Origin of the sequence: Nonomuraea sp. NPDC005730, assembly GCF_040630865.1 — a bacterium.
Classification (GTDB): domain Bacteria; phylum Actinomycetota; class Actinomycetes; order Streptosporangiales; family Streptosporangiaceae; genus Nonomuraea.
Map to the genome: position 1 here is coordinate 134,448 of NZ_JBEXYK010000016.1, position 17,657 is coordinate 152,104.

22 protein-coding genes are annotated in these 17,657 nt (G+C 72.4%); 8 read left to right on the forward strand and 14 right to left on the reverse strand.

The features are described from left to right. The 3 genes from ABZ444_RS21225 to ABZ444_RS21235 form a co-directional block, all read right to left on the reverse strand. Positions 1-190: hypothetical protein (locus ABZ444_RS21225; protein WP_357999349.1), on the reverse strand; the 190-nt coding region annotated here is incomplete at its 3' end. A 177-nt stretch (positions 191-367) separates the two neighbouring features. After that, positions 368-634 carry a hypothetical protein gene (locus tag ABZ444_RS21230; RefSeq protein ID WP_357999352.1) on the reverse strand — a complete coding sequence of 89 codons (267 nt, stop codon included), beginning with the start codon at positions 632-634 and terminating at the stop codon, positions 368-370. A 63-nt stretch (positions 635-697) separates the two neighbouring features. Next, positions 698-1,870 (reverse strand): ROK family transcriptional regulator, encoded by a 1,173-nt coding sequence (locus tag ABZ444_RS21235; protein WP_357999355.1) that lies wholly within the window; start codon positions 1,868-1,870, stop codon positions 698-700. Positions 1,871-2,011: 141 nt separating this feature from the next. Here ABZ444_RS21235 and ABZ444_RS21240 point away from each other — a divergent pair, with 141 nt between their 5' ends. Further along, positions 2,012-3,256 carry a Gfo/Idh/MocA family oxidoreductase gene (locus ABZ444_RS21240; protein ID WP_357999357.1) on the forward strand — a complete coding sequence of 415 codons (1,245 nt, stop codon included), beginning with the start codon at positions 2,012-2,014 and terminating at the stop codon, positions 3,254-3,256. Then, complete coding sequence (locus ABZ444_RS21245) at positions 3,253-4,860, forward strand: beta-N-acetylhexosaminidase (protein WP_357999360.1); 1,608 nt, start codon at positions 3,253-3,255, stop codon at positions 4,858-4,860. The genes ABZ444_RS21240 and ABZ444_RS21245 overlap by 4 nt, the downstream gene beginning before the upstream one ends. A gap of 34 nt (positions 4,861-4,894) precedes the next feature. Here ABZ444_RS21245 and ABZ444_RS21250 read toward each other — a convergent pair whose 3' ends face one another. Continuing rightward, positions 4,895-5,380 (reverse strand): hypothetical protein, encoded by a 486-nt coding sequence (locus ABZ444_RS21250; RefSeq protein ID WP_357999363.1) that lies wholly within the window; start codon positions 5,378-5,380, stop codon positions 4,895-4,897. A 42-nt stretch (positions 5,381-5,422) separates the two neighbouring features. After that, entirely contained in the window at positions 5,423-5,902 is a 480-nt protein-coding gene (locus ABZ444_RS21255) for an SRPBCC family protein (protein WP_357999366.1), read from the reverse strand. Here ABZ444_RS21255 and ABZ444_RS21260 point away from each other — a divergent pair. The 4 genes from ABZ444_RS21260 (at position 5,901) to ABZ444_RS21275 (ending at position 9,671) form a co-directional block, all read left to right on the forward strand. After that, a complete protein-coding gene (locus ABZ444_RS21260; protein ID WP_357999369.1) occupies positions 5,901-6,311 on the forward strand; it encodes a hypothetical protein in 411 nt (136 codons plus the stop codon). The two genes, ABZ444_RS21255 and ABZ444_RS21260, sit on opposite strands and share 2 nt — an antisense overlap. Positions 6,312-6,504: 193 nt before the next feature. Further along, the gene (locus ABZ444_RS21265) at positions 6,505-6,642 is read left to right on the forward strand and encodes a hypothetical protein (RefSeq protein ID WP_357999372.1); all 138 of its coding nucleotides are present in this window, start codon (positions 6,505-6,507) and stop codon (positions 6,640-6,642) included. Between the two features lie 85 nt (positions 6,643-6,727). Next, positions 6,728-7,111 (forward strand): metalloregulator ArsR/SmtB family transcription factor, encoded by a 384-nt coding sequence (locus ABZ444_RS21270; protein WP_357999375.1) that lies wholly within the window; start codon positions 6,728-6,730, stop codon positions 7,109-7,111. 178 nt (positions 7,112-7,289) lie between these two features. Further along, positions 7,290-9,671 carry a hypothetical protein gene (locus ABZ444_RS21275; protein WP_357999378.1) on the forward strand — a complete coding sequence of 794 codons (2,382 nt, stop codon included), beginning with the start codon at positions 7,290-7,292 and terminating at the stop codon, positions 9,669-9,671. Positions 9,672-9,753: 82 nt separating this feature from the next. Here ABZ444_RS21275 and ABZ444_RS21280 read toward each other — a convergent pair whose 3' ends face one another. Beyond that, positions 9,754-10,920, reverse strand: a complete 1,167-nt coding sequence (locus ABZ444_RS21280) for an erythromycin esterase family protein (RefSeq protein WP_357999381.1) — start codon at positions 10,918-10,920, stop codon at positions 9,754-9,756. A 153-nt stretch (positions 10,921-11,073) separates the two neighbouring features. Here ABZ444_RS21280 and ABZ444_RS21285 point away from each other — a divergent pair, with 153 nt between their 5' ends. After that, positions 11,074-11,499: a DNA-binding protein gene (locus ABZ444_RS21285; RefSeq protein WP_357999384.1), complete on the forward strand. Its 426-nt coding sequence runs from the start codon at positions 11,074-11,076 to the stop codon at positions 11,497-11,499. 4 nt (positions 11,500-11,503) lie between these two features. On the opposite strand, the gene ABZ444_RS21290 is transcribed toward ABZ444_RS21285, so the two are convergent. Genes ABZ444_RS21290 through ABZ444_RS21310 form a run of 5 tightly spaced genes read right to left on the reverse strand, consistent with a single transcriptional unit; the run spans position 11,504 to position 16,235 of the window. After that, complete coding sequence (locus tag ABZ444_RS21290; RefSeq protein WP_357999387.1) at positions 11,504-12,550, reverse strand: VWA domain-containing protein; 1,047 nt, start codon at positions 12,548-12,550, stop codon at positions 11,504-11,506. Then, positions 12,551-13,525 (reverse strand): VWA domain-containing protein, encoded by a 975-nt coding sequence (locus ABZ444_RS21295; RefSeq protein ID WP_357999390.1) that lies wholly within the window; start codon positions 13,523-13,525, stop codon positions 12,551-12,553. Then, positions 13,522-14,406 (reverse strand): DUF58 domain-containing protein, encoded by an 885-nt coding sequence (locus ABZ444_RS21300; protein ID WP_357999393.1) that lies wholly within the window; start codon positions 14,404-14,406, stop codon positions 13,522-13,524. The genes ABZ444_RS21295 and ABZ444_RS21300 overlap by 4 nt, the downstream gene beginning before the upstream one ends. Positions 14,407-14,412: 6 nt before the next feature. Next, complete coding sequence (locus tag ABZ444_RS21305; protein WP_357999396.1) at positions 14,413-15,390, reverse strand: MoxR family ATPase; 978 nt, start codon at positions 15,388-15,390, stop codon at positions 14,413-14,415. A 35-nt stretch (positions 15,391-15,425) separates the two neighbouring features. Then, on the reverse strand, positions 15,426-16,235 hold the full coding sequence (locus ABZ444_RS21310) for a trypsin-like peptidase domain-containing protein (protein WP_357999399.1): 810 nt from the start codon (positions 16,233-16,235) through the stop codon (positions 15,426-15,428). 156 nt (positions 16,236-16,391) lie between these two features. Here ABZ444_RS21310 and ABZ444_RS21315 point away from each other — a divergent pair, with 156 nt between their 5' ends. Beyond that, complete coding sequence (locus tag ABZ444_RS21315; RefSeq protein WP_357999402.1) at positions 16,392-16,673, forward strand: hypothetical protein; 282 nt, start codon at positions 16,392-16,394, stop codon at positions 16,671-16,673. On the opposite strand, the gene ABZ444_RS21320 is transcribed toward ABZ444_RS21315, so the two are convergent. From ABZ444_RS21320 to ABZ444_RS21330, 3 genes are read right to left on the reverse strand one after another with little or no spacing between them, the layout of a single operon-like run. Then, a complete protein-coding gene (locus tag ABZ444_RS21320; protein ID WP_357999405.1) occupies positions 16,654-16,977 on the reverse strand; it encodes a putative quinol monooxygenase in 324 nt (107 codons plus the stop codon). The genes ABZ444_RS21315 and ABZ444_RS21320 overlap by 20 nt on opposite strands. A gap of 14 nt (positions 16,978-16,991) precedes the next feature. Beyond that, positions 16,992-17,180 carry an aldo/keto reductase gene (locus ABZ444_RS21325; protein WP_357999408.1) on the reverse strand — a complete coding sequence of 63 codons (189 nt, stop codon included), beginning with the start codon at positions 17,178-17,180 and terminating at the stop codon, positions 16,992-16,994. A 53-nt stretch (positions 17,181-17,233) separates the two neighbouring features. After that, positions 17,234-17,452: a hypothetical protein gene (locus ABZ444_RS21330; RefSeq protein ID WP_357999411.1), complete on the reverse strand. Its 219-nt coding sequence runs from the start codon at positions 17,450-17,452 to the stop codon at positions 17,234-17,236. Positions 17,453-17,657: the final 205 nt, after the last annotated feature.

Below are 17,657 nucleotides of genomic sequence, written 5' to 3' on the forward strand. Positions count from 1 at the left end.
ACTTCTGGTTGGGGTGGTTCAGGCACGTCCACAGGCGCACCTCGGTGTTGTTGGCGCGGCTGTTGGTGGCGTCCAGGCACACCGGCGGACCGGCCTGGGCGGCGTGGGCCGTCGAGGCGGGGACGACGGCCGCGGCCACCAGGGCGACGGCGGATGCGGCCATCAGGCGGGCGAGGGGGCTGACGGGCATGGGATACCTCCACTGATGCGGCGGGCGGGCCGGCCCCGGCCTTGTTCGGCGGGCGATCCCGCACGAGACGATCGGCCGGTCCGGACAATGCATACAGAAAGTAATCGTCAGCTTGCGGAAAGTGACCTGGCAGAAAGGTGACGCATCCCTAGCCGGCGCGTGAAGCCTCCCCGCAGGTCAGAGGCGCACCGCCGAGGCGGTCGCCGTCAGCTGCTCCGCGTCCATGTCGGCGACCCGGCTGGTGAAGAACCAGGAGTGGCCGAAGGGGTCCTCCTGTTCGACCTGGGGGTCGCCGTGGAACTGCAGACCGCCGATCGTCCTCGGGCTGCGGAAGTGGTATTCGGGGTGTTCGTCGCGCAACATGAAGACCGCGGCGCCGATCCGGAACTCGGCGTGCGCGATCTTGCCGCCCTGGCGCGGGATCTCGATGTCACGCCGTTCCATGAGGCGCAGGTCAGCGACGGCCCAGGGTGACGAGCTTCTCGTGGAGCCCATGAAAAAAGCGGGTCAGGAGAGTCGCTGCGGAGCGACGGGGCTGGAGATGGAACCCTCCGGGGAGAAGAAGCGATCGTCCACGTGGTCCAGCGCCAGACAGGCCCCGCCCAGGGCGACGCATTCCTCGCCGAGCGTCGAGGGCCGGATGTCGGGAACGCGTACACAGTGAGGTTCGAGCGCCCGGCGCAGCGCGGGCAGCAGGACGTCGGCCGAGCGGGAGAACCCGCCGCCGAGCACGACCAACTCGGGGTCCAGCGTCAGCACCATCGCGGCGGTGCCGAGCGCGAGATGGCGGGCGTACGCGTCGACCGCGGCCTGGGCCTCCAGGTCGCCGGTCCGGGCCGCGCCGAAGACCAGCCGGGCGGCCTCCTCGGGCGAGGCCCCCTTGGCCGCCGGGCCGCTCTCCAGCCGCCCGGCCATGGTGCCCCAGCCGGTGATCTCCATGAGCCCGACCTCGCCGGTGGCCCCGCTGAACCCGTGGTACAGGCGCCCGTCGATGATCAGCGCGGCACCGGGCCGGCGGCCGACGTGCAGGTAGACGAGGTGCTGGACGCCGGCGGCCACCCCGAGCCGCTGCTCGGCGAGGGCGGCGAGCTTGCTGTCGTTCTCGATGGAGATCGGGCAGGCGAGCCGCTGCCCGAGATGACCGACGAGGTCGACGCCGGGCCAGTCGGGCAGGTCGCTGACCATGGTGACGAGCCCTTCGCGGTTGACGACGCCGGTGCTGCCCGCGGTGACGCCCCACATGTCGGACGCGGTCAGCCCGGCGGCGACGAGCGCCGCGTCGACGGCCCGCCACACGGCCGCCAGCCGCTCCCGCTGGGCGGTGTGCCGGTCGACGGCGACCCGTCCGCTGGCCACGATCCGGCCGGCGAGGTCGGTGATCACGGCCAGCACCTTGTGCACGCCCACGTCGATGCCGAGCACGTGACCGGCGTCGGTACGGAACCGGTAGCGCTTGGCGGGCCGGCCCATGGCGCCCGGCGCGGGCGGCACCTCGGCGATCCAGCCGCGCTGCTCCAGATCCGTGACGACGTCCACGACGGAGGCCCGCGACAACCCGGTACGGGCGGACAGCTCGGTGAGCGTCAATGGTTCGCGCGCCTCACGCAGGGCTCGGATGCTGCTCAGGGAGTTCAGCTGGCGTAGCCGCTGAAGGTCGCCACCACTGACCTGCACGGTCACACTCCTCACTATCACTGGTCTCTGAACTATATCCCTCTGGCCCATCCCCACTTCTAGCTGCATGTGCCCGACGAGAAGAGGCTTGACGGCAAGGTCATTCTCGTGACTATCTATGGAAACCTTCATAAAGGAGTTTGCGAAATGACAGTGACCATCGCCATCGTCGGGGCCGGATCGCGCGGCCAGATCTACGCCAGGGCCGCCGCCGCGGACGGCCGGGCACGGATCGTGGCAGTGGCCGACCCGGACCCGGCCCGCCGGGCCAAGGTGGCCGCCGACCACGACCTGCCGGACAGCGCCTGCTTCACCGGATGGGACGAACTGGCCGCCGTGCCGAAGCTCGCGGACGCCGTGGTCATCGCGACCCAGGACCAGTTGCACGTCGAGCCGGCCGTGGCCTTCGCCGACCTCGGTTACGCCATCTTGCTGGAGAAGCCGATGGCGCCGACGGAGCCGGAGGCCCGCCGCATCGTCGAGGCGGTCGAGCGTAACGGCGTGGTGTTCGCGGTCTGTCATGTGCTCCGCTACACGGCCTACACCAGGGCGTTCAAGCAACTTCTGGACAGCGGCCGGCTGGGGACGATCTCCAGCGTGCAGCACCTGGAGCCGGTGGGCTGGTGGCACATGGCCCACTCCTTCGTGCGGGGCGCCTGGCGGAACGCGGCCGAGTCGGGGCCGATGCTGCTGACGAAGTCCTGTCATGACATCGACTGGTTGCTCCACATCCTCGGCGAGCAGCCGGTCGCGGTGTCGTCCTTCGGCTCGCTGACGCACTTCCGGCCGGAGAACCGGCCCGAGGGCGCGAGCACGCGTTGCGTGAGCTGCGCCGTCGAGCCGGACTGCGCCTACTCCGCCAAGCGTCTCTACCTGAGCTGCCTCGGCGACGCGCGCCGCGAGTTCTGGCCGCTCGGCGCCGTCACGTCCGACGCCACCGTGGCGGGTGTCACGCACGCGCTGGAGACCGGCCCGTACGGCCGCTGCGTCTACGACTGCGACAACGACGTGGTCGACCAGCAGGTCGTCATGCTGGAGTTCGCGAAGGGCACGACCGTGTCGTTCACCATGACGGCGTTCACACCGCTGGAGCACCGCAAGACCCGGATCTTCGGCACCCGCGGGTACGCCGAGGGCGACGGGCGCGACATCCGGGTCGTCGACTTCGTGACCGGCGCCGAGGAGCGGATCGACACCGAGACGTCGGCGGGCGCGTCGCTCGCCGACGGCCACGGCGGTGGCGACGGGGGCCTCACCAAGGCGTTCATCGACGCCGTCGGCGCCGGGGACCAGGCGCCGCTGGGCGCCGGCCCGACCGAGGCCCTGGCCGGGCACCTGGTCGTCTGGGCCGCCGAGCGCGCCCGCGAGACCCGCACCGTGCAGGCCCTGTGAACGCGACGATCCCGGCGCCCGCCCGCCGCACGCCCGGCGAAGGCCGGTTCACCCTCACCGCCACGACCCCGCTGTCCGCCGACCCGGCGCTGGCCAGGGCCGCGGAATGGCTTCGCGGGGCCCTCACCCCGGCCACCGGCCTGCCGCTCCCGGAGGGGCCGGGCGGAGTGGAGATCCGGCTCGTCGCGGGCCTCGGGCCCGAGGAGTACCGGCTCACCGCCACGACCGAGTCGGTGCTGATCGAGGCGACGGGCCCGGCCGGCGCCTTCTACGGGGCGCAGACGCTGCGCCAGCTGCTCGACCCCGCCGCCTTCCGGGCCGGACGCGCCGGGGACCGGGCGTGGAGCATCCCCGCGACGGAGATCGCCGACGCTCCGGAGTACGGCTGGCGCGGCTGCCTCATCGACGTGGCCAGGCACTTCCTGCCGAAGAACGACCTGCTGCGGTACATCGACCTGCTGGCCGCGCACAAGCTCAACGTCCTCCACCTGCACCTGACCGACGACCAGGGCTGGCGGCTGGAGATCAGGAAGTACCCCAGGCTCACGGAGGTCGGCGCCTGGCGGCGCGAGTCACCGGTGGGCGCCGCGCGGCACCAGCGCTTCGACGGGCGCCCGCACGGCGGCTTCTACAGTCAGGACGACATCCGCGAGATCGTCTCCTACGCCGCCGACCGGTTCGTCACGGTCGTGCCGGAGATCGACCTGCCCGGCCACACGCAGGCCGCCATCGCCGCCTATCCCGAGCTCGGCAACCTCGACGACCGCCTGCCGGTCCGCACCGAGTGGGGGGTCGGCGAGAACGTGCTCAACGTCGCCGACGACACGATCGCCTTCTTCACCGACGTCCTGGACGAGGTCCTGGAGCTCTTCCCGGGCCCCTACGTCTGCGTCGGCGGCGACGAGGTGCCGAAGACCCAGTGGAACGAGAGCGTCCCGGCCAAGGAACGCATCCGGGAGCTCGGCCTGCACGACGCCGACGAGCTGCAGACCTGGCTCATGCGCCACTTCACCGACTACCTGCTGGCCCGCGGGCGCAAACCGCTCGGCTGGGACGAGCTCCTGGAAGGCGGGCTGCCGCCCGGCGTCACCGTCGCGGCCTGGCGCGGCGACAAGTGCGCGGTGCTGGCCGTGCGGGCCGGCCACGACGTGGTCGTCTCACCGTTCAGCGAGACGTACCTGGACTTCCGCCAGGCCGACGGCGACCAGGAGCCGGTGCCGATCGGCAGCGTGACCTCCCTGCGCGCCGTCCATGCCTTCGACCCCGTCCCCGGCGGCCTCGGCGAGGGTGAGCGCGCCAGGATCCTCGGCGCGCAGGCCGCTCTGTGGACCGAGCACATCGACTCCCCCCGGCTGCTCGACTACATGGCCTTCCCGCGCCTGGCCGCCTTCGCCGAGGCGATGTGGAGCGGCGGGCGCGACTTCGAGGACTTCCTGGCGCGGCTCGCCGTGCACGAGCAACGCCTCGACGCGCTGGGCGTGGAGTACCGGCCGGCGGGCGGGCCGCACCCCTGGCAGCGGCGTCCCGACGCCCCCGGTCACCCCCGGACCAGGGCGGAGATCGACGCTCAGCTCGCCCGCTGGACCTCGAACCTGCGTCTCTGAGCCCCGCGTCCCCGTGCTGAGGGCGGCGCCGGTCTCAGCAGCGCAGGGCCAGGAGCTGCGCGGTGTGGGTGGGCAGCTCCACGTCCGCGAGGCCGGTGATGAGGTCCCTCAGGGGCACCAGCTGATCGACCAGGACCGTGCCGTTGGACAGGAGCAGGGTGGGCACCGGCGTGTCGAGTTCGGCCTCGCTCAGCGCCGGCCCGCCCAGGGCGCAGAGGGCGTCCCCCTGGCGGCGGACGCGCTCCCGGAGGCCCGCGTTGCCGCCGGCGCGGGCGATGACGCGCTCGATGGTCCAGATGTCCTGGGCCGTGCGGTTGTCATAGGTGGTGTTCGCCGCCGAGGCGACCGAGGAGGCGGCGGCGATGGTGGTCGCGGTGACAATGGCGACGTGCGCCAGGATCTGGTCGGCGGTCCACTCGCCGGCCGGTGGGACGGCGCCGCCGTCGCCGGAGTCGGCCACCGTGGCGGCGGCGTCCAGCAGGGCACGGTAGGCGTCCCTGAGGGGGATGGTGTCCAGCACGTCTTTCCTCCTTCTGTGCTCGTGTTGCCCAGGGCCGGGACGTCAGGCGTGCGCCCGGTACATCTCCCACGGCGCCTGCGGGAGGACCTCGCCGGTCTCCAGCAGCGACTTGAGGTTCGCCAGCACGGCCGGCCATCCTTGCGCGATCCCGTCGCGCATCGCCTGGTTGGGCAGGTCCTCGTGGGACACGGTGAGACGGACGATGTCCTGGTGCGGCTCGATGAGGAAGGTGACCACCGACGACTTCCTCGATGACGCGGCGCCGGGGGCGTCGTCGAAGGTGACGACGAGGCGGGCCGGGGGCTCGGCCTCGATCACCTCACCGGTGACGTCGATGGCATCCGATCCGTCGACGCGCCGGTGCTCCCAGGGCGATCCCGGCCGCCAGTCCGAGATGTTGCGGTGTCCCCAGTAGCGCGCCGTCAGGTCCGCGTCCGTCAGGGCTCGCCAGACCTGCTCGGCGCTCGCGCGGATGTAGGTGACGTAGACGTAGGTCGGCACGGACGTGGGTTCGTCGCTCATGGCGTACTCCTCTGCCTGGTTCAGCCCCTGGAAGTACGACATCGACGCCGCCGCCCGCCGCCTGTTGGAGGCCGGCGGCTGGACCGCGCCCGACCCCGAATGGCTGCCGACCGGCGCCGACATCATCGCCGACTACCTCGCCCCGCTGGCCAAGGTGTTCGGCGACCGGGTACGTACCGGCGCGCGAGTGACCGCCGTCAGCCGCCTCGGCCACGACCGGGTGCGCACGGCAGGCCGCGAGCAGGCCCCCTTCCTGATCCGCCTGGCCGACGGCGGCGAGCTGCAGGCAGGCGCGATCACCGCCGGATCGTCAGCGCGACCGGCTACCGCCCCGACCACTCCATCACCGCCGAACTCCGCCTTGACCTGGACCCCGCCCTCGGCTCCACCCGCCGCCTCGCCCCGCTGATCGACCCTAACCAGCACTCCTGCGGTACCGTCCCGCCACACGGCGTCGACGAGCTGGCCCACCCTGAGCCCAGCTACTACGCCATCGGCGTCAAGAGCTACGGCCGCGCCCCGACCTTCCTGCTCGCCACCGGGTACGAGCAGGCCGCTCGGTCGTCGCCGCCCTGGCGGGCGACCGGGAGGCGGCCCGCGACGTGCGGCTCGACCTGCCGGCGACCGGGGTGTGCTCGTCCGACCTGGCCGAGGCCCAGGAGCGGCGGGCCGGCGGCGGGCCACTGCTCCTGGCCACCATCCCGGCCCCGGGCGGAGCGGGCGGCTCCTGGTGCGGGTGACGCGCCCGGACCCGGAACGGGCGCGCGTGAGGGCCGGTGGCGGGCGCCTATGATTTTGATCAGGATCGAAGTAAGGAGTCTCGTCATGGCCGCCCCCGCCGACACCTCATGCTGCGCGCCGATCGCCCGCGAGCCGCTCGGCGAGGCGGACGCCGTCGAGCTGGCCACGTTGCTCAAAGCCGTCGCCGATCCGGTGCGGCTGCGGCTGTTGTCGATGATCGGCTCGCACGCCGGCGGCGAGGCGTGCGTGTGCGACCTGACCGGCGTGTTCGACCTGACCGCGCCGACCATCTCCCACCATCTGAAGGTGCTGCGCACCGCCGGGCTCATCGACGGGGAGCGCCGCGGCACCTGGGTCTACTACCGGATCATCCCCGAGACGGTGAACAGGCTGGGCGCGCTGTTCGCCCCCGTGGAGCCCGCCGCCCGGCCCCGCGCCGAAGGAGAGGGGCCGGGCCGGGCGTCCTGACACCGCATCCCGGAATGCCCGTAAAGAGGGACGGTGTCATTCGTGGTTGATCATTTGCTATGTCGATCGGGCTGTTCACAAGTGCGCATGGTTACCTTCAGTATTCGTGAAGATACGATCTGGCCCTGCGGGGCCGGGAAACAGCTCATCTGGCCCTAAACGTGCGGCCATTTCCACCATGCTCCTTCTGAGCGCGGTGTCTGTCGCGCTCCAACCCGCCCGTCCGGCAGCCGCGCAACCGGTTCCGCTGGTCGAGGAGGACTTCACCGGGGCCACCGCGATCCCACAGTTCATCGGCGTGGGATCGGCCTGCCTGACCGGCGCGCCGGCGGCTCCGCCCGCCGGGCCTGGCGACCATCCGCTCGGGGGCTGCCCCGCGAACGCGGCGGGTCCCGTCCCGCCGACCGGAGCAGCGCCTTACGGCTATCTCCAGCTCACCAGCGCCGACCTCGACCAGACGGCGGCCGCCCTCTACAACGAGCCGATCCCGGCCGAAGAGGGCCTGGACGTGACGTTCGAGCAGTGGCAGTACGGCAACACCACGGCGGTGCCCGCAGACGGCATCTCCTTCTTCCTGATCGACGGCGCGGCCTCGCTGGACCGTCCGGGCGCGTTCGGCGGCAGCCTCGGCTACGCCCAGAAGCTGCCCGACGACGACCCGGTGAACCCGTTCGAGCCCGGGGTCAACCAGGGTTACGTCGGCATCGGCCTGGACGTCCTCGGCAACTACTTCGGGGACTGGGAGCAGCGGGGCCGCACCTGCGCCGAGCGCTCACCGGCCGGCACGGGCTTCCGCGTCCCGGCTCCCGGGCCGAACATGGTGACGGTGCGCGGGCCCGGCAACGGCACCGCGGGCTACTGCTTCGTGACCGCCACCACCAGCAACTTCACCACGACCGGGCCGTGGCCCTCGACGCTGCCGGGCACCCTGCAGGGGCCCACGCGGACCGTGCCCAGCGACCCGCGGGCGGCGCAGGCCGTGCTGGAGGAGTCGAAGCGCACGGTCAACGTCCGGATCACGCCGGCGCCGAACCCCGAGATCACCATCTCGATCGACTTCAACGACGGCAACGGGATGCAGGAAGTGCTGTCCCTGCCCGCGCCGCAGCCGGTCCCGGACAGCTACAAGTTCGGTTTCGGTGCTTCCACCGGTCTGTTCACCGATGTGCACCTGATCCGGAACGTGGTCGTCCGTCCGGTGGCCGAGCGGCCTGAGCTGTCGCTCAGGAAGCGCGTCGCCCAGGACGCCGACCTGCCCGACCCTGTGCCGGTGGGCACGGAGGTGCCCTACGAGTACGTGGTCACCAACACCGGCAACATGAACATCACCGACCTGATGGTGGACGACGACCTCGTCGACGAGGTCACCTGCCCGCGGACCACCTTGGACGTGGGCGAGCGGGTCATCTGCCGCGGCTCGTACACGGTCACGGAGGAGGACGCCGAGCGCGGCTCGGTCACCAACACCGCCACCGCGATGGGCAGGGCGGACGGGACCGAGGTCAGCTCGCCGCCGTCCGAGGTCACCGTCGGCGTCACGGACGAGCGCGGCATGCTGGAGCTCGACAAGCGCGTCGACGACTCCCGCACCTACCGCCCCGGCGACCGGGTCACCTACCGCTACGTCGTGCGGAACACGTTCGACGAGACCGTGACCGACCTGCGGATCGACGACAACCGGGTGTCGGACATCGTCTGCGAGGCCACCACCCTGGAGCCCGGCGAGTACACGATCTGCACGGGCACCTACACGGTCACCGAAGAGGACGCCGCCCACGGCTCGGTCACCAACACCGCCACCGCGGTGGGCATGATCGACGACACGGAGGTGAGCTCGCCGCCGTCGGAGGCCACCATCGACGTCATGGGCGAGCGCGGGACGCTGCTGCTGGACAAGACCGTGGACGACACCCGCACGTACCGGCCCGGCGAGCGGGTCACCTACCGCTACGAGGTCAGGAACAACACCGGCGAGAGGCTGGAGAACCTCCGGATCGAGGACAACCGGGTGACGAACATCGTCTGCCGGACCACCACCTTGGCGCCGGGCGAGTCCACCACGTGCACGGGCGTCTTCGTCGTGCCGAGCCGTCCCGGCGGCAAGAAGGACTGCCGGAAGGGCTGCAGCTTCACCGTCACCAACACCGCCGTGGCCAGGGCGGACGGTCTGACCTCCGCGCCGGCGACGGCGACCATCCGGGTCGCGCAGAAGTCGCAGCACCCGCGCCCGCCGTGCCGGCCGGGCAAGAAGAAGGACCACTGCCGGCCCGGCAAGAAGCCGCACCACCACGGCCGTCACCACGGTCACGACCACGGGTACGACCACAGGTACGACCACGGGTACGACCACCAGTGCCCGCCGGGCAAGAGGCCGTACGACGGCAGGAACGCCGCATCGGGATGTGTCTCCGAGGTGGCGGACAGGAACGAGCGGGAGATGGGCCGCCCCATGGACGAGTCCTACGAGCCTCAGCCTGAGGACATGATGGACGACCCGTACATGGAACGTTCCTACCAGGAAATGGACGAGATGCCGATGCCCTGGGAGACCTCCGAGTAGGTCGCCCCGCTTTCCATCCGCGTCAACCTGATGGTCCCTCCCCGCGGGGAGGGACCATCGTGCTGTCCGCCCCCCCGGACGGTCACCCCCAGGCGCCGACCTCCTTGAGGAAGACGACGCCGTCGATCGCGCCGAGGTGGGACGGGTCCAGCGGGAAGTAGGCGAAGTCCCGGGAGACGCGCCGCGCCGGGTCGGCGACCGCCTCGGCCAGGCGGCGGGCGTCGACCACCGAGTGGTCCCACGGGAGCGTGGACAACACGCCCTCGACGGTGTCCGGCGGCGGGCTGTCGTCGCCGGTCGTGCCGAAGGCGGAGGCCAGGTAGGCGTACCGGTCGCCCAGGTGGGCGGCGGCGATCGCCCCCGCGCTCCACCACTCCAGCCGCTGGTCGCCGAACGACATGAACGTCTTGTCGCGCTGGAGGTGCAGGTTGGCGGAGAAGACCAGGGCCGGGCCTTGCTCGGCGACGGCGCGCAGGTTGGCCGCCATCATCGCGTCCCGCAGGGCCGACAGCCTGGTCCAGCGTGCCGGGGAGGCGTCGGCCATCCAGTGGTGGTAGCGCAGCAGGGCGGTGGCGGTGCGCGCGTACAGTTCCGCCCGTTCCCTGTCCCGCGCGCCGAGTTGCGGCGACTGCGTGTCGAGCAGCGCCGCCAGGTCGTCGGCGATCACCCGGAGCCGCTGGGCGTCGGCGGACTGGCCGATCGACTTCGACGGGTCCATGGCCGTGGCCTCGTCGGACCATCGGTCGTCCTGGCCCAGCAGCGCGTCGAGGGTCTCCCTGGTCACCACCGCGGCGGGGAGCGGGCCGTCGAGCAGGTCGTACAGGCCGGTGAGCGCCTCGCGCGGGCTCGCCGCCCAGTACTCCACAGGGCCGTCGACCCCGAAGAACCGCAGCTTCTCGTCGTGCTCCTCGTTGTGGGCGCGCATCCAGCGGACGAGCTCGCGGTTGGCCGGCAGGGCGCCGAAACCGTGGCTGAAGCCGCGTTCCATGACGTCGTCGAGGGTGCCGGCACCGGTCGTGACGTAGTCGTCCACCAGGCGGCCCTTGAGACAGTCGCTCTCGACGGCGAACGACCGGTAGCCCTCGTTCTCGACGAGGTGCCGGAAGATCTCGTTGCGCAGCGCGCCCAGTTCCCCCACGAAGTGCCGGGCCTCACCGAGGCCGAGCAGCAGTGGCCTGGCGGGCAGCGTTCCCAGGAACGCCGAGACACCCGCGCCATCGACCGGCCAGGCGATGTCCTTGATATCCATGGCTTCAACGCTATCGTTGAACATTCGGTGTAACCCTTCCAGCCGAAACGCTGGTAAGCACCCCTCAAACCTTCAATCGGCACCTCAGATATTGAACAGTTCGTTCAAAACGCTCTGTTGACATCAATGAGTTCCCGCGCCATTGTTGCCTTCATGTCGATCGATCACCCCTTCTCCCCGCCGGACCCCGAGCAGGCGCGCGCCCAGCGGGTGCACGCGTCCCTGTTCCGGATCGCCGAGCGGCATGCGGCCACCGACGAGCAGCGGCTCAGGCAGGCGCACCCGTCGGTGATCGGGCCGCACGAGGCCGTCAGGCTGGTCACGTTCCTGCTCAGCGGGGCCGCGAAGCCGGACGACGGCGAGCCGGAGGTGGACCAGGCCGACATCACCGCGGCCTTGAGCCTCGTCCCGCTGGTTCGCGGAGAGCTGGACGCGCTGGAGGCCGGGCTGCTGGCGATGGCCCGGGGGCGCGGCATGACCTGGCAGGAGATCGCCTTCGGGCTCGGTCTCGGCACCGCGCAGGCCGCCCGGCAGCGCCACGAACGCCTCGCCGAACGGTCGGGGACGGCCCTCGACTAGGCCGTCAGGCGCGGCGCGGGCGGTTCCACCAGAGGGACAGCGACAGCGCCGCGACCACGAGCAGGGCCCCGGCCCCGGCGAAGGCGGCGGCCGTGTCCACCCGTTCGCGCACGACCGTGAAGGTGCCGGGAAGGGCGTCCAGGGCGGTGGCGAGCTGGGCGGCGTTCTCGGCCCGGTGGTAGGAGCCGCCGGTCGTCCTGGCGATCTGCCGGAGTGCCGGCTCGTCGATGATCCGTGGGTTGCGGCCCCGGTCGAAGCCCCCGCCGAACCCGCCGCCCCAGCTGCCGAACCCGCGGCCGTCGAACTGCGAGTTGTCGCACACCATCGGAACCGGGTTCGTGGTGCCGAAGCCGATGGTGAACACGCGTACGCGGCGCAGCGCCGCCTCCTGGGCGGCCCGCTGCGGGTCGACGCCCTGGGTGTTGGCGCCGTCGGTGAGCACGACGATCGCGGCGCCGGCGTACCCGGAGGCCGCGGCGGGCGGCGTCGCGGCGGTGGCGGTGACCGAGGGGTCCACCTCGGCGATCGCGTCGATCGAGGTGAGCATGGCCTGGCCGATCGCGGTGCCGCGGGCGACGGTGAGCCCGTCCAGGGCCTCGATCAGGGCGTCGGTGTCGTCGGTGGGCGGGACGAGCAGGCCCGCGGTGCCGGCGAAGGTGACCAGGCCGATACGCGGCCCGCCGCGCTGCGACTCGATGAAATCGGCGGCGGCCTTCCTGGCGGCGGTGAGGCGGTTGGGGTCGACGTCGGTGGAGCACATGGAGCCGGAGGTGTCGAGCGCGAGCAGGATCGTCGCCGACCGCATCGGCACCGGCACCGACGCCTGCGGTCGCGCCGCCCCGGCCGCGAGCAGCGCCAGCCCGGCGACGAAGAGCGCCACGGGGATGCGCCGCGTCCAGCGCGTACGCCCGGGAAGGGCGGCCCGCACGAGCGCGATCGAGGTGACGCGCACGGCGGCCCGCCGCCGCCGACGACCCGCCCACCAGCGGATCACGAAGATCAACGGGATGACCAGCGCGGACAGCAGCGCCCACGGCCAGGACAACGACATTCAGATCACCCGCCCGGACCGGAACACGGTGACCGCCGCGCCCGCGGCGAGCAGCGCGAGCGCGAGCCCGATCAGCCCGCCGGCGAGCGGCAGCGGCTCGTCGGAGACGGTGAGCCGCAGGTCGATCGTGTCGGCGATGCCGTCGAGCCGCGCGGCGTCGGCGGCCGGGTGGTAGGCGCCGCCGGTGGTCCGCGCGATCGTGGTGAGGGTGTCCTCGTCGAGCGAGGTCTGCAGGTGGTAGCCGTCGACCCGCACCGCCGCCCCGGCCGCGGTGCCGACCCCCACGGTGTGGACGCGCACGCCCGCCTTCTGGGCCACGGCGGCGGCCCGCTCGACGTCGCCGCCCTGGTTCTGGCCGTCGGAGAACATCACGATCGTGGCCGACGGCCAGTAGCCGAGGTCGGGCGGCGTCCGGTCGCGGCCGATCACCACCCGCCTGCCGGTGATGGCGGTCAGCGAGGCCGTGATGGCCGCCCCGAGCGAGGTGCCGCCGGTGATCCTCAGACGGTCGATGGCCCTGAGCGCGACGGAATGGTCCGCGTCGGGCCGCGCGGTGGTGAGCGCGCCGCGTTCGAACGCGACGACCCCGATGTCCACGCTGTCGGGCTGCGCCGCCACGAACGCGCGGGCCGCCCGCTGCGCGGCGGCCAGCCTGGTCGGCGCGACGTCGCCGGCGCCCATGCTGTTGGAGACGTCCACGGCGAGGATGACGGTGCCCGCGGTCCGCGGCACCGGCACCATCGCCGCCGGTCCCGCGGTGGCGACCGCGAGCACGCCGACCGCCGCGATCGTCAGGCCGGTCCCGAGGTACGCGCCGCGCCCGCCCGGCCCGGCGACCCCGGCCGCGGCCAGCGCCGACCTCCGGCGGCGGGCCGAGACGACGGCCGCCCAGGCCAGCGCCGCCGTGACGAGCAGCCCGGCGGCCAGCAACAGCGGGGACGACAGCGTCAGCCGGTCCCCGGCGAATCCGCTCATGGCCGCCGCTCCCCCGTGCGGGCGGCGATCTCGACGAGCGTGTCGGTCAGGTCGCGGTCGGTGCCGACGCGATGGACCGGCACCCCCGCCCGGCGCATGCCCGCCGCGAGCCGGGCGTCGCGGGCGTCCACGGCCTCGCGGAAGCGGACCCGCAGCAGCGGGTCGGCGGAGTCGACGACGAGCTGCTCGCCGGTCTCGGCGTCCTCGACCACGATCAGCCCGGCCTCGGGCAGCACGTCGTCGGCCGCGTCCACTATGCGCAGGGCGACGACCTCGTGCCGCCGGGCCAGGCGCTGGAGCGAGCGTTCCCAGTCGCCGTCGCCGATGAAGTCCGACAGGACGACGATGAGCGCGCGGCGGCGCGCCAGCCGTCCGGCCGCGTCGAGCATCAGGGCCAGGTCGGTGGTGGCGCCGGCGCGCGCGCCGGCGGTGCGTTCCAGCTCGGCGCCGATCCGCAGCGCGTGCCGCCGGGACGTGCCCGGCGGCACGACCCGCGTTGTCCCGGTGTCGAACAGCAGCGCGCCGACCCGGTCGCCGCCCCGCCCGAACAGCCGGGCGAGGACGAGCGCCAGCTCGGCCAGGACGTCGTGCTTGCCGCGCCCCGGCCGCCCGGCCGTCATCGAGGCCGACCGGTCGAGCACCAGCCACACCGTCAGCTCGCGGTCCTCGGTGAACACGCGCAGATGGGGTTCGTCCAGGCGGGCGGTGACGTTCCAGTCGATGTGCCGGGCGTCGTCGCCGTCGGCGTAGCGGCGCAGGCCGGTGAAGTCGATGCCGGAGCCGCGGTGCGCGGTGCGGTGGGCGCCCTGGAGGCGGCCGTCCAGCCTGCGGACGACCTTCCACTCCAGGCGGAGCAGGAGTTTCTCGGGGGCGGTGGCCATGACGGCTCAGCGGTTCCGCAGGACGACGTCGGGCGTCCGGACGGCCCCGAGCACCCTGCTGATGATCGTGTCGGCGTCCACGTCGTCCGCCAGGGCCTCGTAGGACAGCACGAGACGGTGGCGCAGCACGTCGAGCGCGAGTTCGGACAGGTCGTCCGGCAGGACGTAGTCGCGGCCGCGCAGGAACGCCAGCGCGCGGGCACCCGTGACGAGCGCGATGGACGCGCGCGGGCTGGCCCCGTACGTGACGTACCGCTCCAGCTCCCCCAGCCCGGCCGTGCCCGGCGAACGCGTCACGGCGACCACGCGTACGGCGTAGTCGACGATCGACGGATCGACGTACACCTGCCGGGCGCGGGCCCGCATCTCCATCAGCTCGGCGGTCGTGACCGTCGGCTGCGGCGGGTCCGGTGGACGCAGCGCGCGTTCGACGATCGCCTGCTCCTCGTTCTGGGCGGGATAGCCGACGACCACCTTCATCATGAACCGGTCCACCTGCGCCTCGGGCAGCGGGTACGTGCCCTCCGACTCGATCGGGTTCTCCGTCGCCATCACCAGGAACGGCTCCGGCACCTGGAACGTCTCGCGGCCGATCGTCACCTGGTGCTCCTGCATCACCTCCAGCAGGGCGCTCTGCACCTTGGCGGGAGCGCGGTTGATCTCGTCGGCGAGCAGCAGGTTCGTGAACACCGGGCCGAGCTCCGTCCTGAACTCGCCGGAGTGCTGGTGGTAGACCCGCGTGCCGACGAGGTCGGCGGGGACCAGGTCGGGGGTGAACTGCACGCGCTGGAAGCCGCCGGTGATCGCCGCGGCCAGCGACCGGACGGCCAGGGTCTTGGCCAGGCCCGGCACGCCTTCCACCAGCAGGTGACCGTCGGCGATCAGCGCGACGGCCATACGTTCGAGCAGGACGTCCTGGCCGACGATGGTGCGTTTGACCTCGAAGAGGACCTGTTCGAGCGGATGAGGCTGGGCCGGGGGCATGATGTCCCTTCTGTAGGCGCTATGGGCAGTACCGGTCAGATCTGGGGTCCGTCACCTGGTGGGCCGTCGCCTTCGTCGCCGCCCAGGGCCGCGCCGATCGGCACCGCGAACGCGATGCCGGCGAACGCGTCGTCGCCCCCGGGGTCGGCGATCGAGACGACGATCCCGACGACCAGCCCGCGGGCGTCCAGCAGGGGGCCGCCGGAGCTGCCCGGGTTGACGGAGGCGTCGAACTGGATCAGCCCGTTCAGGCCGCCGTCCTTGCCGGTCCGGCCGGTGGTCCGGTCGAGCCCCGACACCACCCCGGTGGAGACGCTGTAGGTCAGGCCCAGCGGATTGCCGATCGCCACGACCGGCGCCCCCACGGCCACGGCGCCGCCGAGCGTCGCGGGCACCACGATCTCCGGCAGCTTCACCGGCTTGAGCACGGCGACGTCCCGCTTGGGGTTCGCGGCGGCGACGACGGCCTTCGCCCTGGTCCCGTCCGCGAACGTGAGGTTGATGTCCTTCGTGGCCTTGATCACGTGATGCGCCGTCAGGACCGTCCCGTCCTCGGCCGCGATCACTCCCGTGCCGAGCGACTTGCCCGCCTGGATGACCACGACCGACGGCCCGACCCTCCGGAAGACGTCCGGCACCGTGAGCGTCGCGGTGGGCGTCGGCGTGGCGCCCGGCCCTCCGCCGGCCCTCCCGCCGTCGCCACCACCGCCGCCCAGCCAGTACGCCAGCACCGCGACGACGACCAGCACCCCGCCCCCGGCGGCGACCCGCCGAACCCTCCCGGCCCTGGCTCGCCCGGCTTCCCGAGCCCCGGCCGCACCGTCCTCCTGCGGCACGCGCTCCATGCCCCTCATACTCAGCAATCGCACCGAAAACTGCCATAAAGAAGGACGCACAACTGGCCGCATTGGCCTCTTGCGGACACCCCCGGTCAGATCGGACCCGGCGCAGCTCGGGTACAGGTGCAGGCGTCCGCACCTCCCCCAAGGAAGGGGCACGTCGTGAGATCCCTGCTCAAGCGCGTGGTCACCGTCGCCGCGTCCGCCGCCCTGGTGACGTCGGCGACCGTCGCGCCGGCCGCGGCCATGGACGCCTACTACGTCTGCACCAGCGGCTCGCGGATCCTCATCTCCGACCTGGTCGGGTACGTCATCTTCGCCAGCGGCTGCACCGGATCGGGCACCGGCACCTACGGCACGATCACCATCCCGTCCGGCAGCTACTTCTGCCAGACGGTGACGCACAGCCCGGCGATCGACTACGTCAACGGGCAGCGTTGCTGACCTCTCCGCCCTCGCCGGAGGCGGTCACGAGCGTGCGCACGACCATCGGCTCGGCCAGGACGAGGGCCAGCACCTGCGCCGCATGGCGGTGATGCGAAGTGGTCAGGTGCCGCGCCCGCGCCCCGGCACCGGCCCATTCCTCGATCACGACCATGCTCGCCGGATGGTTCGGGTCGCCGTAGGGGCGGTAGGCCAGGCAGCCGGGCTCGTCCAGGGACGGTTCGATCATCGCTTCGAGCGCGGTCCGCAGCCGGTCCTCCTGCCCGGCCGCGGCCACGTACTGGGCCAGCACGATGAGGGACATCTCCGGCGTCGTCCTCATGCGAGGGGCCGGGCGGGGCCGGTCCCGGCGCCGGAGGCGGTGATGGCGTCGGCGATCTCCGCCAGGTCGGCCGGCGTCAGCTCCACCGCGCCGGCGCCGATCCAGCCGTCCACCTGCTCCGGCCTGCGGGCGCCGACGATGGCCCCGGTGACGCCCGGCCAGGCCAGGACCCACGCGATGGCCACTTCGGCGGAGAACGTCCCGGTGAGCAGGCCCGACTGCAGCGGCGACTACGCGATCACGTGCCGTGGGCGTGCGCCCACGCGATCTCGGCCGCCGCCGACCGGTTGATCGCCGAGAACGGCGGCTGGATGACGTCCACGTGGGCGATGCGCTCCGCGGCCGCCAGCTCCTGCGGCGAGTGGTTGGACAGGCCGATCGCGCGGACCTTGCCCTCGACCTCGGCTTCGAGACCCTCCGCCTGCCCGACGACCAGGACCAGGCGTTGATCGCCCACACCACCGAAGAGGGCTCCCCCTCCCAGACCGCCCTCCGCCTCCTGTCCACCTGGACCCGCCAGGCCCACGCCGCCCCCTGACCGCCTCGGCACGGCGGGGCCGCTAGGAGCAACGCCGTTCAGTTAGCGTCCGGGCGGTGGTGTCAAGGGCTGGCCGGGATCATGTTGATGCTGATGGCAGCCTTGTAGGTGGTCCGGTCGATTA

What these genes read in the sequence shown, in the direction of transcription:
- ABZ444_RS21230 (WP_357999352.1), bottom strand. Translation starts at nt 634, where the DNA reads ATGGAACGGCGTGACATCGAGATCCCGCGCCAGGGCGGCAAGATCGCG.
- ABZ444_RS21240 (WP_357999357.1), top strand. Translation starts at nt 2,012, where the DNA reads ATGACAGTGACCATCGCCATCGTCGGGGCCGGATCGCGCGGCCAGATC.
- ABZ444_RS21260 (WP_357999369.1), top strand. Translation starts at nt 5,901, where the DNA reads ATGGCGTACTCCTCTGCCTGGTTCAGCCCCTGGAAGTACGACATCGAC.
- ABZ444_RS21255 (WP_357999366.1), bottom strand. Translation starts at nt 5,902, where the DNA reads ATGAGCGACGAACCCACGTCCGTGCCGACCTACGTCTACGTCACCTAC.
- ABZ444_RS21270 (WP_357999375.1), top strand. Translation starts at nt 6,728, where the DNA reads ATGGCCGCCCCCGCCGACACCTCATGCTGCGCGCCGATCGCCCGCGAG.
- ABZ444_RS21275 (WP_357999378.1), top strand. Translation starts at nt 7,290, where the DNA reads ATGCTCCTTCTGAGCGCGGTGTCTGTCGCGCTCCAACCCGCCCGTCCG.
- ABZ444_RS21280 (WP_357999381.1), bottom strand. Translation starts at nt 10,920, where the DNA reads ATGGATATCAAGGACATCGCCTGGCCGGTCGATGGCGCGGGTGTCTCG.
- ABZ444_RS21285 (WP_357999384.1), top strand. Translation starts at nt 11,074, where the DNA reads ATGTCGATCGATCACCCCTTCTCCCCGCCGGACCCCGAGCAGGCGCGC.
- ABZ444_RS21290 (WP_357999387.1), bottom strand. Translation starts at nt 12,550, where the DNA reads ATGTCGTTGTCCTGGCCGTGGGCGCTGCTGTCCGCGCTGGTCATCCCG.
- ABZ444_RS21295 (WP_357999390.1), bottom strand. Translation starts at nt 13,525, where the DNA reads ATGAGCGGATTCGCCGGGGACCGGCTGACGCTGTCGTCCCCGCTGTTG.
- ABZ444_RS21300 (WP_357999393.1), bottom strand. Translation starts at nt 14,406, where the DNA reads ATGGCCACCGCCCCCGAGAAACTCCTGCTCCGCCTGGAGTGGAAGGTC.
- ABZ444_RS21305 (WP_357999396.1), bottom strand. Translation starts at nt 15,390, where the DNA reads ATGCCCCCGGCCCAGCCTCATCCGCTCGAACAGGTCCTCTTCGAGGTC.
- ABZ444_RS21310 (WP_357999399.1), bottom strand. Translation starts at nt 16,235, where the DNA reads ATGGAGCGCGTGCCGCAGGAGGACGGTGCGGCCGGGGCTCGGGAAGCC.
- ABZ444_RS21320 (WP_357999405.1), bottom strand. Translation starts at nt 16,977, where the DNA reads ATGTCCCTCATCGTGCTGGCCCAGTACGTGGCCGCGGCCGGGCAGGAG.